General features: G+C 35.5%; 16 protein-coding genes. 6 read left to right on the forward strand and 10 right to left on the reverse strand.

Translation table 11 applies throughout. The annotated features are described in order from the left end of the window. Positions 1 to 68 precede the first annotated feature (68 nt). The 6 genes from yidC to LPC21_RS09965 form a co-directional block, all read right to left on the reverse strand. A complete protein-coding gene (gene yidC / locus LPC21_RS09940) occupies positions 69 to 1,973 on the reverse strand; it encodes a membrane protein insertase YidC (RefSeq protein WP_229317073.1) in 1,905 nt (634 codons plus the stop codon). Positions 1,974 to 2,014: 41 nt separating this feature from the next. Beyond that, on the reverse strand, positions 2,015 to 3,628 hold the full coding sequence (locus LPC21_RS09945) for a CTP synthase (protein ID WP_229317075.1): 1,614 nt from the start codon (positions 3,626 to 3,628) through the stop codon (positions 2,015 to 2,017). 149 nt (positions 3,629 to 3,777) lie between these two features. Continuing rightward, complete coding sequence (locus tag LPC21_RS09950; RefSeq protein WP_229317077.1) at positions 3,778 to 4,011, reverse strand: DUF3820 family protein; 234 nt, start codon at positions 4,009 to 4,011, stop codon at positions 3,778 to 3,780. Positions 4,012 to 4,018: 7 nt separating this feature from the next. Next, complete coding sequence (locus tag LPC21_RS09955) at positions 4,019 to 5,200, reverse strand: ABC transporter substrate-binding protein (protein WP_229317078.1); 1,182 nt, start codon at positions 5,198 to 5,200, stop codon at positions 4,019 to 4,021. Positions 5,201 to 5,302: 102 nt separating this feature from the next. Beyond that, positions 5,303 to 6,832, reverse strand: a complete 1,530-nt coding sequence (gene guaA, locus LPC21_RS09960) for a glutamine-hydrolyzing GMP synthase (protein WP_229317079.1) — start codon at positions 6,830 to 6,832, stop codon at positions 5,303 to 5,305. Between the two features lie 58 nt (positions 6,833 to 6,890). Next, positions 6,891 to 7,583 (reverse strand): hypothetical protein, encoded by a 693-nt coding sequence (locus LPC21_RS09965; RefSeq protein WP_229317082.1) that lies wholly within the window; start codon positions 7,581 to 7,583, stop codon positions 6,891 to 6,893. A 217-nt stretch (positions 7,584 to 7,800) separates the two neighbouring features. Here LPC21_RS09965 and LPC21_RS09970 point away from each other — a divergent pair, with 217 nt between their 5' ends. From LPC21_RS09970 to LPC21_RS09995, 6 genes are all read left to right on the forward strand, one after another. Beyond that, positions 7,801 to 8,187 carry a RidA family protein gene (locus LPC21_RS09970; RefSeq protein ID WP_229317084.1) on the forward strand — a complete coding sequence of 129 codons (387 nt, stop codon included), beginning with the start codon at positions 7,801 to 7,803 and terminating at the stop codon, positions 8,185 to 8,187. Between the two features lie 121 nt (positions 8,188 to 8,308). After that, positions 8,309 to 9,556: a voltage-gated chloride channel family protein gene (locus tag LPC21_RS09975; protein ID WP_229317086.1), complete on the forward strand. Its 1,248-nt coding sequence runs from the start codon at positions 8,309 to 8,311 to the stop codon at positions 9,554 to 9,556. A 70-nt stretch (positions 9,557 to 9,626) separates the two neighbouring features. Beyond that, positions 9,627 to 10,631, forward strand: coding sequence for a DHH family phosphoesterase (locus tag LPC21_RS09980; protein ID WP_229317088.1), 1,005 nt, complete (start codon positions 9,627 to 9,629; stop codon positions 10,629 to 10,631). A 3-nt stretch (positions 10,632 to 10,634) separates the two neighbouring features. Then, positions 10,635 to 11,252: a gliding motility-associated peptidyl-prolyl isomerase GldI gene (gene gldI, locus LPC21_RS09985; protein ID WP_229317091.1), complete on the forward strand. Its 618-nt coding sequence runs from the start codon at positions 10,635 to 10,637 to the stop codon at positions 11,250 to 11,252. A 7-nt stretch (positions 11,253 to 11,259) separates the two neighbouring features. Beyond that, complete coding sequence (locus LPC21_RS09990; RefSeq protein ID WP_229317092.1) at positions 11,260 to 12,381, forward strand: peptidylprolyl isomerase; 1,122 nt, start codon at positions 11,260 to 11,262, stop codon at positions 12,379 to 12,381. Positions 12,382 to 12,400: 19 nt separating this feature from the next. Beyond that, positions 12,401 to 13,606: a peptidylprolyl isomerase gene (locus tag LPC21_RS09995; RefSeq protein WP_229317094.1), complete on the forward strand. Its 1,206-nt coding sequence runs from the start codon at positions 12,401 to 12,403 to the stop codon at positions 13,604 to 13,606. Positions 13,607 to 13,664: 58 nt separating this feature from the next. On the opposite strand, the gene LPC21_RS10000 is transcribed toward LPC21_RS09995, so the two are convergent. From LPC21_RS10000 to LPC21_RS10015, 4 genes are all read right to left on the reverse strand, one after another. Next, a complete protein-coding gene (locus LPC21_RS10000; protein ID WP_229317097.1) occupies positions 13,665 to 14,102 on the reverse strand; it encodes a hypothetical protein in 438 nt (145 codons plus the stop codon). A gap of 32 nt (positions 14,103 to 14,134) precedes the next feature. After that, positions 14,135 to 14,491: a hypothetical protein gene (locus LPC21_RS10005; RefSeq protein WP_229317099.1), complete on the reverse strand. Its 357-nt coding sequence runs from the start codon at positions 14,489 to 14,491 to the stop codon at positions 14,135 to 14,137. Between the two features lie 19 nt (positions 14,492 to 14,510). Continuing rightward, positions 14,511 to 15,689 (reverse strand): AIR synthase related protein, encoded by a 1,179-nt coding sequence (locus LPC21_RS10010; protein WP_229317101.1) that lies wholly within the window; start codon positions 15,687 to 15,689, stop codon positions 14,511 to 14,513. Between the two features lie 161 nt (positions 15,690 to 15,850). Then, positions 15,851 to 18,040, reverse strand: coding sequence for a glutamine synthetase III family protein (locus tag LPC21_RS10015; protein WP_229317103.1), 2,190 nt, complete (start codon positions 18,038 to 18,040; stop codon positions 15,851 to 15,853). Positions 18,041 to 18,215 lie beyond the last annotated feature (175 nt).

An 18,215-nucleotide genomic window follows, 5' to 3' on the forward strand; every position in this document is an offset into this window, starting at 1 on the left:
GTCTATTGGTTGAACTTCTACTTTATGTTGCAAAAAAAATCCCGAAATGAATCGAGATTTTTAAGAAATTATTTTTTGTTGCGCTGTGCTTTTTGAGCTTCAGCTTGTTCCATTGCCTCTTGCAATTTTTGTTGAAACTTACTTGGCTTCTTCGGCGCTTTCAATTTATTCTCTTGAATTTGAGCATGAATTTTATCGCTATCGATAAAATACTTTTTGATCACAATCATGATTCCAATAGTAATCAAGTTAGAAATAAAGTTATACAAACTCAATCCAGCTCCATAACTATTAAAGAAAAACAACATCATTAATGGTGAAACATAAATCATGATTTTCATCATTTGAGCCATGTCAGGCATTCCTTCTTGTTGCGGAGCAGCCATTTGTTGGTCACCTGAAGTCATTTTCATATAAAAGAAAATGGCAATTGCTGCAAGTACGGGGAACAAACTAATATGATCTCCATACAACGGAATGTGGAAAGGCAATTTGATTACTTCATCAAACGAAGACAAATCATCAGCCCAAAGGAAACTTTTTTGTCTCAATTCAAACGCCGATGGAAAGAATTGAAATGACGCATACATGAACGGCAACTGAATCAAGGCTGGAATACAACCCGCCATCGGATTTACACCGGCTTTGTTGTACAACTTCATGGTTTCTTGTTGCTTTTTCATTGGGTCTTTTTTGAATTTTTCTCCCAATTCGGCAATTTCAGGACGCAATACTTTCATTTTGGCTTGAGACAAAAATGATTTAAAAGTAATAGGCGACATGGCAATTTTAATCAACACTGTGAAAATAATAATTGCAATTCCGTAAGCAATGTATGAACTCAAAAATCCAAATAATGGGATGAAGATGAATTTATTAATCCATCCAAAAATTCCCCATCCTAATGAAATGATTTTCTCTAAATTCTTATCGTAACTGTGTAAGGTTTTATAATCTGTTGGTCCCATGTACCAATTCATTTTATAATCCAATTCCCCGTTGGTAAACGCTAAAGGAATTTCAGCCGTAAATTGTTTGGTATAAGTGGTATCTATTGCTTCATCTTTAACCAAATTTGAAGAAACTAATTTAGACGATGCAAAAGGTGTATTTGTTAATAAAATAGTAGAGAAAAAGTGTTGTTTAAAAGCTACGAAAGTAGTCTTTTCAGCATTTTCTTCTTTATTTTCACCTTGCCCCACATAATCAATTTTACCTTCTTGGTGCTCAAAATACACTTCTGTATATCGATTCTCGTAAGAAATACTTTTCTCATTTCTGTAGGTTTTCATACTCCATTGTAAATCCAATGGCTTGGCTGTATTTAGCACTTTATTCAACCCTTGAGAACGAACGTCAAAACCAATCATGTAATCGTTTGGTTTTAGTATGTACTTGTATTCCAAAAATTCGTTAGCACCTGCTTTCAATTTCATGGAAAGAATTTGATCCTGTCCCACTTTTGAAATAGTAGGTTCAAAATACAAATCTTTAGTATTTAACGTTCTGTTATCAGAAGTTTGCAAAGCAATATTCAAATTAGCATTGTTGTCTTTAATCAACTCCACTAATTGCCCAGAACCTTTTTTGAATTTTTCGTGTTGTTTTAAAATCGCTTCAACAATAAAACCACCTTTATTAGCGATTTTCAATTTAACCACCTGATTTTCTATAGTAGTAAAATCGCCTTTAGCTGATGGTAAAGTAGCTGAATAAGCAAAGTTTCCTAAGGTTTTTTGCAATTGAACTAATTGAGTTGAATCGCCTGTTGCTGCAACAGCCACAGCCGCCTTCTCAATTGATTTTAGTTCCAACGCTTTAGCTTTAGCTGCTTTGGCAACCAATTCTTTTTGTGCTTTCTCAGCCGCAATCACTTTCGGATCGGGTTGATTTTGATACATAATCCAAATCAAGATTCCGAAAATCAATACAAAACCAACGATCGAATTAATGTCTAATTTTTTTTGTTCCATTTTATTTTAAAAATAGTTGATGTTATAGAAACTAGGTTCTATTATTTTTTCTTTGCTTGAACGGCAGCGGCCACAAAATTCACAAAAATTGGATGTGGATTGGCTACAGTACTTTTGTATTCTGGGTGGTATTGTACACCTATAAAAAACGGATGATCTTCAATTTCGACAATTTCTACTAATCCCGTTTGAGGATTCGTTCCAGAAGCCTTTAATCCTGCTTTTTCCAATTGGCTTACATAAGCACTATTGAATTCATAACGGTGACGGTGACGCTCTGAAATAGAAGTTGTTCCATAAATTTTATGAGCCAAAGTACCTGCTTTAATATTGCAATTCCAAGCACCTAAACGCATGGTGCCGCCTTTATCGGTAACCGTTTTTTGTTCTTCCATCAAGTTCACCACTGGATTAGAAGTAGTATCGTTCATCTCGGTTGAATTGGCATCTGAAAGACCCAATACATTTCTTGAATATTCGATTACTGACATTTGCATTCCCAAACAAATTCCGAAAAACGGAATTTTATTTTCACGTACATAACGTACTGTCTCAATCTTTCCTTCAATACCTCTTTCACCAAAACCAGGCGCTACTAAAACAGCATCTAAACCTGCTAATTTTTCATTCACATTTGAAGCATCTATGAATTCCGAATGAAGTGAAATGACATTGACCTTGGTTTCATTTGCAGCCCCTGCGTGAATAAAGGCTTCCAAAATAGATTTATAACAATCTTGCATTTCAACATATTTCCCAACCAAACCAATATTTACGGTATGTTTTGGGTTTTTCAATCGCTTCAAAAACGTATTCCAATTTTTCAAATCGGGAGCGGCTTTCTTAGGTAAATCTAATTTTTTCAACGCCACAACATCCAATCCTTCTTCAAGCATTAAGTTGGGCACTTCGTATATGGTAGACGCATCAATTGATTGAATAACCGCCTCTCTTTTTACATTACAAAACAAGGCTAATTTATTGCGAATTTCATCCGAAATCTCGTGTTCTGTTCTACACACCAAGATGTCCGCTTTGATTCCGCTTTCCATCAAGGTTTTTACGGAGTGTTGGGTTGGTTTCGTTTTCAATTCTCCAGCAGCAGCCAAATAAGGCACTAAGGTTAAATGAATTACAATTCCGTTATTTTCTCCCAATTCCCAAACTAATTGACGAACAGATTCAATGTATGGCAAGGATTCAATATCACCCACAGTACCCCCGATTTCAGTAATCACAATATCATAATCACCTGATTTACCAAGCAATTGCATTCTGTCTTTAATTTCGTTGGTAATATGAGGAACCACTTGCACCGTTTTACCTAAAAATTCGCCACGACGCTCTTTTTCAATCACCGAAAGATAGATTCTACCTGTGGTTACATTATTCGCTTGAGAAGTAGGCACATTCAAGAAACGCTCGTAGTGACCTAAATCCAAATCGGTTTCTGCACCATCATCGGTAACATAACATTCTCCGTGTTCGTATGGATTTAGAGTTCCTGGGTCCACATTGATGTAAGGATCGAACTTTTGAATAGTCGTTCTATATCCTCTAGCTTGTAATAATTTCGCCAAGGAAGCTGCAATAATCCCCTTCCCTAAAGAAGAAGTTACACCGCCAGTAACAAAAATATATTTCGTTTGATTCATTCTGTGTTAGTTTGTATTGTAGTTGTGTAAAAAACGTCGCAAAAATACAATTATAAATTGAGAAAATGCGAATTTAAAATTGTGAAAATATTAAATTTTATGCTATTCAATCCTTTCATTATCATTCCAAAATTGAACTAAATTTTTGATCAAATTGGTTTTGGATATTTCTTTTTTATGTTGCGAATTAAATCTTCTAATCCGTTTAATTTTAATTCGTAAACCAATTGTAATTGCTGACCTAACTCGCCTTTTGGAAATCCTTTATTATTGTACCAAACCACATAATATTCAGGCAACTCAATTAAATGCCAACCTTCGTATTTCCCAAAAGGCATTTTAGTATGCGCTAGTTTAATAAGTTGTTTTTGGTTATTTTCCATTTGGATTTTACTTTGCTTCTTTGACAGTCAAATCGGCATCGTAATACAAAATATACCATCCTTTATTAGCAAAACCACCCGTTTCATTTTTAAAATAATCAAACTTGCTTTCCACTTGTTCAGTCACTTGATTGGCACTTTCCATAAATCCATTAGGTTGAGACAAACGCATCAATGCATCAAAAGTGACATCAAAACCACGTATAGCAAATGAGTTGGGAGTTACTTTATTTATTAATTTGAAATTCTTTTCGAATAACATCGCTTCAGTACTACTATTTTCTCGAGTCATGGAAGGATACATCAATTTCAATTTCACTAAATCAGCAAACTCGATCTCATCTGTATTTAAAGTTTCATTGGTCTCCAAAATTACAAGTTGCACATTGAACCACTGCTGAACGCTCAACAAAGCAGTCATAGTAGCTTTAATCATACTGGTATTAGCGGTTTCCATCACCACATAATTGATTTTGTTTTTTACTAACAAGCCTTTTAAACTAAGTACATTCAAAGCTCCTGTTGCATCCAAGGCGGCAAATCGAACGTCTTTTTGATTCTCAAGAATGTATTTTTTAACCGATACTTTTTTCTTATCTACTACTGCAATAATATTTCCTTTTTTGGACCGCATAAAATCAAAAATAGCAGAACGAATTAGGTTTGGTGAAGTAATAGTTTGAAATAAATTAGGGTAGGATTTCCCCAATTCTTTTGATAAAGGCGAAATAACTGCCACTTGATTAGCACTCAAAAATTCGGCTGTTTTCTCAACATTAGCCTGATAAAATGGTCCAATGACTGCTCCAAAAGTTGCTAGTTGATTATCTGCGATTAGTTTAGCAACATTCGAACTATTTTTGTTTTCCTCCGAATCAAAAACACTTACATCTACTGAAATACCCAATTGTTTGGCAGAATCAATTGCCATTACTGCTCCGGAATAAAAATCCAGCGTCATATTTAGAAACTTATCTTTCTTCAATCGGTCTGCAATAGTATTTACAGTATCGTTTTGCAACTTGGTTATATTAAAAGGCAACAACAAAGCCAGTTTTTTGGATTGATTGACCAAAGGTTTTTCCTGCTGCAAAATGTTTGTTGAAGTCGTAGCGGTAGTGATTTCTTGTGCAACAATAGTATTGGTAAACAAAAGCACCACAACCAGTATTTTTAATAAATAATTCATTTTATTTTGTTTTACAACCATTCCTTTATAACCATCGAACGGTATCAAATTTAGAACAAAATCTGATACCGTTTCAATAAATAATTTCAATTTAAGTACACTTTATTCCCACTCAATTGTGGCAGGTGGTTTTGAACTAATATCATACACCACACGGTTTACCCCTTTTACTTTATTGATAATTTCATTCGAAATTTTCATCAAGAAATCATAGGGTAAATGAACCCAGTCAGCCGTCATACCATCAGTTGATTCTACAGCACGAAGCGCTACTACTTTTTCGTAAGTACGTTCATCACCCATAACTCCAACACTGTTTACAGGCAATAAAATTGCTCCTGCTTGCCAAACTTTATCGTACAATCCCCAAGATTTCAATCCATCGATAAATACCGCATCTACATCTTGTAAAATTTGTACTTTTTCTGGAGTGATATCTCCTAAGATTCGGATGGATAATCCTGGTCCTGGGAAAGGATGTCTTCCTAATAATTCCGGATCAATTCCTAAAGTAGCCCCCACTCTTCGCACTTCATCTTTGAAAAGCATGCGCAAAGGTTCTACAATTTGTAATTTCATATAATCTGGTAATCCACCCACATTGTGGTGCGATTTGATTGTAGCTGAAGGTCCTTTAACCGAAACCGATTCGATAACATCTGGATAAATAGTTCCTTGAGCCAACCATTTTACATCTTCGATCAAATGCGATTCGTCATCAAAAACTTCGATGAAAACACGTCCGATAATTTTACGTTTGGTTTCTGGATCGCTTACTCCTGCCAATTCCGACAAGAAACGATCACCTGCATCTACTCCTTTTACGTTCAATCCCATTCCTTTGTATTGATTCAATACATTTTGGAATTCGTTTTTACGAAGCAAACCATTATTAACGAAAATACAATATAAGTTTTTTCCAATGGCTTGGTGTAATAAAACTGCCGCAACAGTTGAATCTACGCCACCTGAAAGACCTAAAACTACTTTGTCATCTTGTAATTTTTCTTTCAATTCGGACACCATATCAGTAACAAAAGCATTAGGAGTAAAGTTTTGAGGCACCTCAGCAATGTTCACCAAAAAGTTCTCCAACATTTTAGTTCCTTCTGTCGAATGAAATACTTCTGGATGGTATTGAATTGCATAGGTTGTTTCACCTTCAATTCGGTAAGCCGCAAATTCTACATCATGTGTACTAGCTAATTTAATACCGTTAGTTGGTAATACTTTAATACTATCACTATGACTCATCCAAACCTGACTGTTTGGTGAAATACCTTGAAAGAAAACTTCGTCTTCTTTAATATAAGAAAGATTTGCTCTTCCGTATTCTCTTGTATTGGATGCAGCTACTTCGCCACCACTAAAATGGGCTAAATATTGCGCTCCGTAACATACCGCAAGCATTGGCAATTTACCTCTAATTTGAGACAAATCAGGATGTGGTGCATCTTCTGCGCGAACCGAAAATGGACTTCCACCCAAAATTACGGCTTTGTAGGGAGATAAATCGGTTGGAAAATTGTTGTAAGGAAAAATTTCGCAGAATATATTTAATTCGCGAACTCTACGCGCAATAAGCTGTGTGTATTGCGACCCGAAATCTAAAATAAGTACGTTGTGTTGCATGCGCAAAAATACTTTTAAAATTCGGAATTGAAAAATGGATTTTGAAAAAAATATATTTTTATTCTTTGACCAATAAAATCGTTGCTTTAAAGCCTGTTCCAAGGTTCCATTGGCTTGCAGAAATCAAACTACCCTTATCGTCATAGACCCTAAATTCAGCAGTATTGGGACCTGAAGTTCCTTGATTTAATGCTTCAAAATCAATTTTGTTAAACCCTTTTTCAAGCACGATCTCAAAACCTTTAAAAGCACTTTCAAGTGAAACAAAAGTCTCGATTACTTTATCATTTAAATAAACCCGAATATGATCACCATCAACCGCTGCAGCATCTCGATACATAACCCTTGCTTTATTGGCTTTGATTCTAAAATCACCCAAATTTTGATTTCTTCGGTACTCCATTTCTCCGGGATCATCCTCTTTTTTATTCAATCGCGCTTCTACTTCTCCACCGGGTTTGATAAATTCATTTTTTTGAATCATCGAAAAAGTATTGGTTTGTCCTAACTGATACGATTTGGCAGGAGCCGGTTTAGTAAATTGTGCTTCTGGACTATTAAAAACATTGGGCGCTTTAATAGAGGGAATATCGGAATTTGTAGGTGCTACTTTTTTGGGTTCAACCGCTTTTTTTGGAGCAATTGGAAACTTTCCTACAGGAATTGCCTTGAACTTTGCAGTGAACTCACTTTGCGCTTGACTATGCCATGCCCAAGCTATAAATACAATACAAAGTAATAGTCGTTTCATTTTTTTACCTAACTGATAGTCTTATGCTCACAAAAATAGTATAAATACCTTTTATGGTTCATTAATTAGAAAATTCTTAACAAAATCCAGTTGTAAAATTCTAACAAATGACTCCAAAAGACTTTGTTATGTAACCTCTTTTGTCAGAAAACAAAATCACTAATTCATCTCATTATCGTAAATTGCGCCACTTAATTTAAGTTGTAAAACAAACAAAATGGAAAGAAAAAATATCCTAACAGGCTCCCCATGGGAAGATAAAATGGGTTATTGTCGTGCCGTTCGCATTGGCAATATCATTGAAGTATCAGGAACCGTTGCTATCGTTGATGGCGAAAAAGTAAAAGCTGACGACGCGTACGCACAAACGTTAAATATTTTAGAACGGGTAGAAAAAGTTTTAGAAGACCTAAATACCAGTATGAAAGACGTTATTCGTACTCGTATTTTTACCACTGACATTACTACTTTTGAAGCAGTAGCAACAGCACACTCAACTTTTTTTAAAGACATTAAACCAACTACTGGTTTTTATGAAATAAGTAAACTAGTCGCTCCAGAGTATTTGGTGGAAATTGAATTTACCGCAGTTGTTGCGGCCTAATTCAAATTAGACGAAGTATAAAACAAAGCCGTAACGAATTTGTGTACGGCTTTTTTTATGCGATTCATTTTTGATTCATGAAATTAAACTATTTTTGAACCCAATCCATCATGCACTAAAAATGAACTTTAAAAATACTTTTCGTCTCTCCCTGCAATGGCTCATCATTTGTACTTTGATAGGATTGTTTTCAGGTTCAGCATCGGCATTCTTTTTAGTCACTTTAGAATGGGTTACTCAGATTAGAGAAAATCATAATTGGATTATTTGGCTGTTGCCAATTGGAGGTTTTTGCATTGGTTTACTGTATCACTTTTACGGCACATCCGTGGTTAAAGGCAATAATTTACTTTTAGAAGAATACGAAAATCCGCAACAAGCCATTCCTTTCAAAATGGCGCCATTGGTTCTCATAGGTACATTAATTACTCATTTGGTTGGAGGATCAGCGGGACGCGAAGGAACGGCAGTACAAATAGGTGGCGCTATTGCCGACCGATTTTCAAATTGGTTCCAATTGGATAAAACAGACCGAAGAACGATCCTGATTTTAGGAATTAGTGCTGGGTTTGCTTCTGTGTTCGGAACACCTCTAGCAGGTGCTTTATTCGCTTTGGAAGTGGTATACTTTAGTAAAATCAATTTCAAAAGTGTAGTTTTATCTTTTGTAGTGGCTTTTGTAGCCTATTATACCGTAGAATTCTGGCAAGTCGAACACACACAATATAGTGTTCCAATTCTTCCAAAAATTAACGGAATCAATTTAGTTTGGACAATTGGAACCGGAATTCTATTTGGCTTTGCCGCCTTATTATTTTCAAGAACGACACATTTTTGGAATCAATTATTTTCAAAATACATTCAATATGCACCAATTCGACCGTTAGTTGGCGGAATTATTTTAGCTGTAAGCATTTATTGTATTGGAACAACAAAATACATAGGATTGGGAGTTCCTGAAATAATGAAAGCTTTTTCAACTCCCAACGAATCCTATGATTTTCTCTTAAAAATACTATTCACCGGTTTTACATTAGGCGCAGGATTTAAAGGTGGCGAAGTCACTCCGCTTTTCTTTGTAGGCGCTACTCTAGGAAGTGCTTTATCAGGAATAGTTCCAATGCCAATAGCATTGTTAGTAGGCATGGGATTTGTTGCTGTTTTTTCGGGAGCCACCCACACACCGATTGCCTGTACAGTGATGGGCATGGAACTCTTTGGAATTGAAAGTGGGATTTTTATTGGAATTGCTTGCGTTGTAGCCTATTTTTCTTCGGGGTCTATTGGAATATATGCATCGCAAATTGTAAAAGGACCAAAATACCATTTTTACCAAAAAATAAATCGCTTTCGATTGGACCTTTTTTAGTCTTGTGAAAAAGAGGTTAAATAGTTAACTAATTTTTCGTTTAAATTAAAAAAATGTAATTTCGCAATCTATGAAAACACAAGACATACAAGCGATTCAGGAGTTGTTAGCTACTCCAAAAAAAATTGCCATAATTCCACACCGTGGACCCGATGGAGATGCCATGGGTTCTACCCTAGGTTTGTACCATTTTTTACTTAAAAATAACCACCAACCTACTGTGATTTCGCCCAACGAAATGCCACACTTTTTAGAGTGGCTTCCGGGAGCAAACACTGTAAAAATATACGAAAAAGACAAAGCGACTTGTACCCAAATTTTAGAAGAAGCTGAAGTTGTTTTCACTTTAGATTTCAACGCTTTGCACCGTACCGGTGAAATGGAAACGGTTTTAAGTACACTTACTGCTCCCTTTATCATGATTGATCACCATCAATTTCCTGATAATTATGCAACCTTTACTTATTCGGATATCAATTTTGGTTCTACTTGCGAAATGCTGTATAACTTCATTTGCTTTTTAGGTAAAAAAGCAGATATTGACGAAAACATCGGAACTTGCATTTATACTGGAATTCTAACTGATTCGGGATCTTTTCGTTTTCCAAAAACCACCGGAACTACTCACCGAATCATTGCCGAATTAATTGATTTAGGCGTAAAAAATACTGTGATACCAACCTTACTTTTTGATAATAGTTCGTTTGGACGATTACAAATTTTGGGTCGTGCTTTACAAAACATGAAGGTGTATACAGAGCACAAAACAGCTTATACTTATTTGACACAAGACGAACTGGATTCTTTTGATCATGTTAAAGGAGACACAGAAGGTATTGTCAATTATGGATTAAGCATCAAAGGCATTATTTTTACTGCGATTTTCATTGAGAATAAAGACGAAAAGATTATTAAAATATCGTTCCGTTCCCAAGGCGATTTTGATGTCAATCAGTTTGCAAGAGATCATTTCAATGGTGGGGGTCATATCAATGCTGCTGGAGGAAAATCAGAAAATGCTATGGAAGATACCCTTAAAAAGTTTGAAGATTTAGTTAGAAACCTACCTATTTAAACCATGAAAAAATTAATTTTTACAATAGGAGTTACTATTCTTTTAGCAACCACTAGTTGCCACAAAAACCAAGAAGCTCGAAAACCAATCTCGCATAGCTCAGGTTCTTTTATGAAAGAATCTGTGAATCGCAACAAAAAATTAATTGCTGGGGAAGAAGCTGAAATTGCGCGCGTGATTCGTCAAAACAAAAAAGTAAAGTTTATCGCTTCAACTAAAGGATTTTGGTATTCCTATATAATTACGAATAAAAAAGATACGCTCTCTCCCAAAAAAGGAGATGTAGCTTTATTCGATTATGAAGTTAAAGATCTTAAAGGACGTGTTATTTATTCTAAAAGCGAGTTGGGCCCACAAACTTATTTTGTTGACAAACAGAATATAATGACCGGACTTAGAGAAGGAATCAAGTTAATGCACCGAAATGAAAAAATTAATTTCCTTTTCACCTCAACTATTGCTTACGGATATCATGGAGACAATAAAAAAATTGGAACCAACAAACCGCTTCTCTGTATTGTAACTCTTCGCGATTTTATGTCGGAAGCCAATTATGACCAAAAAATGAAAGCCAACTCAAATACTGTTGCTGAAACTCAAAACGATTCTATAACCAACTAATTATACAATGAAAAAACGTTTTTTATTTGCCTTAGCCATTATTGCTTCTTTGTACTCTTGTAAAGAAGAAAACAACAATTTACCTGATGGTTTGTATGCCAAAATTGAAACCAATAAAGGAGAAATTATTGTACAATTGGATTATGAAAAAGCGCCCATTACCGTAGCAAATTTTGTAACACTTGCCGAAGGTAAAAACGAATTTGTTACCAATGAAAATATCAAAAATAGACCTTTTTATGACGGATTGAAATTTCACCGTGTAATTGAAAATTTCATGATCCAAGGTGGCGATCCACTTGGAACAGGTTCTGGAGATGCAGGATACAAATTCAAGGATGAAATTACAGACGCTCGATTTGATAAAGCTGGTGTTTTGGCTATGGCCAATAATGGACCAGCAACCAACAGCAGTCAGTTTTTTATTACTCATCTTGAAACGCCTTGGCTAGATGGAAAACACACCATTTTCGGTCATGTTGTGGGTAACGGAATGGAAGCAGTGAACAAGATTTTGCAAGATGATTATATGAGTAAAGTAACAATCATTCGAAATGGAGATGCTGCTAAAAAGTTTGATGCGGTAAAAGTATTCCATAACTTTTTTATTGCAGAAGCTGAAAACCAAAAAAAACAAGCTAGCATTGACGCAGAAAACAAACGTGTTTTTAACCAAAAGTACAAATCAGTAATTGAGGCGAAACTTAAATATTTTGCAGCATTAAAAGCCAAAGCAACTAAAACGAAATCAGGTTTAGAATTTGTTATTACCCAAAAAAGTGGTGGAAAAAAACCCAAAATTGGAACTGGAATCTTTATCCATTACGCAGGCTTTTTGGAAAACGGAACTTTGTTTGATAGTAGTATCGAAAGTGTTTGCAAGACGTTTGGTACATTTGATGCTAACAGAGCAGCTCAAAACGGCTACCTAGCTATTCCTTTTCAAGCTGGTAGAAAAGACGGAATGATTCCTGGATTTATTGAGGGAATTGAACAATTATCTTATGGAGATAAAGCCGTATTATTTATTCCATCTAAATTAGGATTTGCAGAAGCTGGCGCTGGAGAAGTGATTCCGCCCAATGCGAATCTTATTTTTGAAGTTGAATTAATGACACCGAAAAATTAAATCTTAAAAATTAAACCTGATGAAATATCAATTAGTAGCATTCTTGTTTTTAGGAATCGTAAGTATTCAAGCACAAAAATTAAAAAAAGGCCTTCCTGCAAAAAAACCAGCCATCGCACAAATGGCGAATACAACAATAAATGATGGAATTTTTGCCTCAATTCTTACCAATAAAGGAACTATTGTTATCCAATTGGAATACCAAAAAACTCCGGTTACTGTGGCCAATTTTATTAGTTTAGCTGAAGGTAAAAATCCTTTTGTAACCAATGAAAAAGTTAAAGGCAAGCCTTTTTATGACGGATTAACTTTTCATAGAGTAATTAACAACTTCATGATCCAAGGAGGTGACCCTGCCGGGAATGGTACTGGAGGTCCGGGTTATACTTTTAAAGATGAGTTTACCGATTTAAAACACAACAAAGGTGGTATTCTTTCGATGGCTAATTCGGGTCCCGCTTCTAACGGAAGCCAGTTTTTTATAACACACAAAGACACTCCATGGTTAGATGGTGTTCACACCGTTTTTGGGCATGTAACTCAAGGAATGGAAGTAGTCAATAAAATTGAACAAAACGACCAAATTATCAAGCTAACTATTTCTCGTAAAGGAACTCTAGCAACTAAATTTGATGCTGTTAAGGTATTCTCTGATTATTATGCTAACAAAGCAGAAGAGGCAAAAAAACAAGCAATAATTGATGCTGAAAACAAAGCCAAACAAGCTGCTTTACAAGCTGAAAAAAAACGAATTTATCTTGAAAAATACAGTGCCGTAATTAAAGAAAAGGCAGCTTATTTAGCGGCAAGTAAAGCTACAGCAACTACCACGCTTTCGGGATTACAATATGTAGTACTTCAAAAAGGAAGTGGTGTCAAACCTGTAAATGGTAGTACCATCTATTTTAAATATGCTGGTTATTTTGAAGATGGAAATGTTTTTGACAGTAACTACGAAGAAGTAGCTACAACTTTTGGACTATTCGATCAAACACGAAAAGATCAAAATGGCTACCTAGCCTTTCCTTTTGAAGCTGGTAAAAAAACAGGAATGATTCAGGGGTTCATCGAAGGGATGAGTTTAATGGATTTAGGCGATAAAATTCTTATCTACATGCCCTCTAAATTAGCATATGGTGAAAGAGGGAACGGACCTATTCCTCCGAACACTAATTTATTTTTTGAATTGGAAATTACAGACAAAGCACCTGCTCTACAAAAATAAATATCAAAAAAAATCCTCAACCACTGTTGAGGATTTTTTTTATAATAGAGTCATTAAATTACTTTCCAAACTTCCAATCAAACTCGTCTTTTGAATTGATGATCGCTCCAATTTCAAACTTCACTACTTCTTCAAATTCGGTTTGAAAAATGATCCAATTTTCTTCATTGAAGTAATTTTCAAACGTATCAAATTCTTCTTGAGTGAATTTGGTAATATTTTTAGAAACTAAATCTTGTTTCACATCGGTAATCTTTTTACCAATAATAGTATTTCCAAACAACTCTAAATCAGCACCAGAAGCTACAATATATCCCAACTTAAAATCTTCTTCTTGATAAAAAGTCAAACGGGATTTCAGTTTGTTGTACACTAAAATCTGGTTGTTATCTTCGTCTTTATAATTGCGATCTGGTTTCCCATAAATGGCTTCAACGTCTTTTTGTTTCATTCCAAAAAGCAATTTGTCGATTCCGTTTTTCAGATTAATTTTCATAATTTGTTATTGTTTAAAAACTGTGATAAAATCTATTCGTTCATTTCGTCAAAACGAACAGGCACTTGAGGATCATAACATGGACATTTGAATTCTTCCAAGGTGGAAGCTAATAATTCCATCGTTTTACCTTCGGTTCCATAACAATCAATTAGAATACTTTGTGGTGTTGATTTTACTTGAAAAGCGCCTTTTCCATTAGAATTTTTCCAACTATTCTCATCCACCTTTTCCCAGCTTGAAAAAACACTAGCTATACGATTGAGTATCACATTCACAGGTAATTCTTCTAATCCTTCAACCATTTCCTGCTCCACCAAAGCTTCGTAAACCAATTGATGATTCAAATAAACACCTTCCTGATACTGCCAAAATACTAATTCGTACATCTAATTGTTTTACATTATATTAATACTCGAAAGTACCGTATTCGCTAGAAATAGTTAATTTTTTAGTTGCCGAAGCTTCTACTCTACCCACAATTTGAGCCTCTACATTAAATGATTTTGAAATGGCAATAATGTCCTGCGCTACCGCTTCAGGAACATACAATTCCATTCGGTGACCACAGTTGAAAACCTGGTACATTTCTTTCCAGTCGGTTTTAGATTGCTCTTGAATCAATTGAAACAAAGGCGGAACCGGAAACAAATTGTCTTTTATAATATGAAGATTATTGACAAAATGTAAAATTTTAGTCTGCGCTCCTCCACTACAATGCACCATTCCGTGAATTTCTTTAGACGAATAGGTATCTAAAATTTTCTTGATAATGGGAGCATAGGTTCTGGTTGGCGAAAGCACTAATTGCCCCGCATCAATAGGAGAATTCTCTACTGCATCTGTCAAATTAACTTGACCTGAATAGATCAATTCGTCAGGAACTGCAGCGTCAAAACTCTCTGGGTATTTGTGTGCCAAATATTTTCCAAACACATCGTGACGTGCCGAAGTCAAACCATTACTTCCCATACCACCATTGTAACTTTTCTCGTAAGTAGCTTGTCCAAAAGACGCCAAACCTACGATTACATCACCCGCTTGGATATTAGCATTATCAATCACTTTAGCACGTGGCATTCTTGCCGTAACCGTAGAATCCACAATAATAGTTCGAACTAAATCACCTACATCAGCGGTTTCTCCTCCAGTAGAATGAATCGTTACCCCAAACGAATCCAATTCTTTAATTAATTCCTCTGTACCATTAATGATTGCCGAAATTACTTCTCCAGGAATTAGATTTTTATTTCTTCCAATAGTTGATGAAAGCAAAATATTATCGGTAGCTCCAACACATAACAAATCGTCAATATTCATGATCAACGCATCTTGCGCAATGCCTTTCCAAACCGAAATATCTCCTGTTTCTTTCCAATACATATAGGCTAAAGACGATTTAGTACCTGCGCCATCGGCATGCATTATCAAGCAATAGTTTTCGTCTTGAGTTAAATAATCGGGAACGATTTTACAAAAAGCTTGTGGAAACAATCCTTTGTCAATATTTTTTATGGCATTGTGTACATCTTCTTTGGATGCCGAAACACCGCGTTGTGCGTATCTTTTTGAAGTATCTGAACTCATGTAGTTAGTGGTGTAGTCCGCCTTTCGGCAAATTGTATTTTGGGCAAAGATAATTATTTTTTTGGCTTTTGCCTAAGTAGAATTGGCAACAAATTATCTATTTTTCTTTCATAAAAAAGCCTCTCTGAAATGAGAGGCTTTGTGTAAAATGAATGTGATTATTATTTAGTAAACAATAACTCTCTGTATTTAGTAAGCGTCCACATCTCATTATCTACCAGTAATTCTAACTTATCGCAATGGTTTCTGATGACTTCAAAATAAGGTTTTACTTTATTACAATAGGCTTCTGCCATTGCTTGAGCATCCGTTAATTGATTTGCTTTTTTTCTTTCGTTGGTCATTTCCTCTACTTTCGTATTGATTCCTTCGATATGAGCCGAAATTTGTTTGATTATCGCGATTTGCTCTTTAGAAACACTTTCAAAATCTTTACCGAAAATTTCTTTTAATCCGCGAACATTCTCAATCAAATTATTTTGGTAACGAATGGCTGTTGGAATTACATGATTACGAGCAATATCTCCTAAAACTCTACCTTCAATTTGGATTTTTTTGGTGTATTCTTCCAATTCAATTTCGTATCGCGCTTCTACCTCAATATGATTCATAATTCCTAGTTCAGCAAATAAATCCAAAGCTTGTTTAGAAGCCCTAGCTTTCAATGCTTCGGGAGTAGTTTTATAATTACTCAAACCTCTTTTAGCCGCCTCTTGTTCCCAAGCTTCGCTGTAGCCATCACCCTCAAACAAGATTTTTTTAGATTGCTTGATGTATTCTCTTAACACGTTGAAAATGGCATCGTCTTTTTTCATGCCTTTTTCGTCAATTAAGGTATCCACTGCTACTTTAAAATCGCGCAATTGTTTGGCCACAATTGCATTCAAAGTAGTCATTGCATTCGAACAATTGGCAGAAGAACCAACGGCTCTAAATTCAAATTTATTGCCCGTAAAAGCAAATGGAGAGGTTCTATTTCTATCGGTATTATCCAGCATTAAATCTGGAATTTTACCAACTACATTTAATTTTAAATCGGTTTTTTCTTCAGGAGATAATTTCCCTGTGGTTACCCCTTCTAACTCCGCTAAAACTTTAGTCAAAGATTCTCCAATAAAAACCGAAATAATGGCAGGTGGTGCTTCATTAGCTCCCAATCGATGGTCGTTACTGGCAGTAGCAATAGAAGCTCTCAACAACGATTCATTGTCATTAACCGCTTTGATAGTATTGATAAAGAAAGTCAAAAACTGCAAATTACTCATTGGTGTTTTGCTTGGACTTAACAAGTTCACCCCAGTATCAGTAGCCAACGACCAGTTGTTGTGCTTACCAGAACCATTTACCCCTTTGAATGGTTTTTCGTGAAATAGTACTTTAAAATCATGACGCTCGGCTACTTTTTCCATCACGTCCATCAACAAACAGTTGTGATCTACAGCCAAATTGGTTTCTTCAAAAATAGGTGCCAGCTCAAATTGGTTTGGTGCCACTTCGTTATGACGTGTTTTTACCGGTATACCCAATAACATACACTCTTGTTCCAAATCTCTCATGTAGGTCAACGCACGTGTTGGTATAGATCCAAAATAATGATCGTCTAGTTGTTGTCCTTTAGCCGATGTATGTCCTAACAAAGTACGACCTGTCATCATCAAATCAGGACGCGATTTTGCCAGCGAACGATCAATTAAAAAATATTCTTGTTCCCAGCCCAAAGTGGCCGTTACTTTTTTAACATTTTTGTCAAAATACTTACACACTTCTGTAGCGGCATCGTCCATAACCGTAAGTGCTCGCAATAAAGGTGTTTTATAATCTAAAGCCTCACCGGTATAGGATATAAAAACTGTTGGAATACATAAAGTAGTTCCAAAAATGAATGCTGGAGAGGTTGGATCCCAAGCGGTATAGCCTCTTGCTTCGAAGGTATTTCTAATTCCTCCATTTGGAAAACTGGAGGCATCAGGTTCTTGTTGCACTAATTGCGCACCGCCAAATTTTTCAACAGGATCACTGCCATCATAAGACGTTTCAAAGAAAGCATCGTGTTTCTCAGCGGTTGTGCCTGTGAGCGGTTGAAACCAGTGGGTATAATGCGTAACTCCTTTAGAAAGCGCCCATTCCTTCATTCCCATAGCGACATAATCCGCAATTTTTCTGTCAATTTTTGTCCCATGTTGAATAGCTCCTTGTACCGCTTTGAAAGCCTCTGAAGTTAAATATTGCTTCATCGCTTTGGCATTAAATACATTGGATCCAAATAGGATTGATTTTTTTTCAGTTTCTTCAAAGTGGAGAGGCTTTCTTGTAGAGGCTTCTCTTAAAGCTTGAAAACGTATTGTTGACATTTTGACAATTTTAAATTATTAAATACTCATTTGTACTAAGTAAAGCAAATATAAACAATAATGAACAATAAAAAATGAAGTGCCCCTTTTGCGAAATTATTTTTTATAAGTGCTAAAAATTGTTATTTTTTAAATATACCCCTATTAAAATGCAGTTCTGTGAAAAGTAACCTAT

This window comes from Flavobacterium ammoniigenes, assembly GCF_020886055.1.
Taxonomy (GTDB): domain Bacteria; phylum Bacteroidota; class Bacteroidia; order Flavobacteriales; family Flavobacteriaceae; genus Flavobacterium; species Flavobacterium ammoniigenes.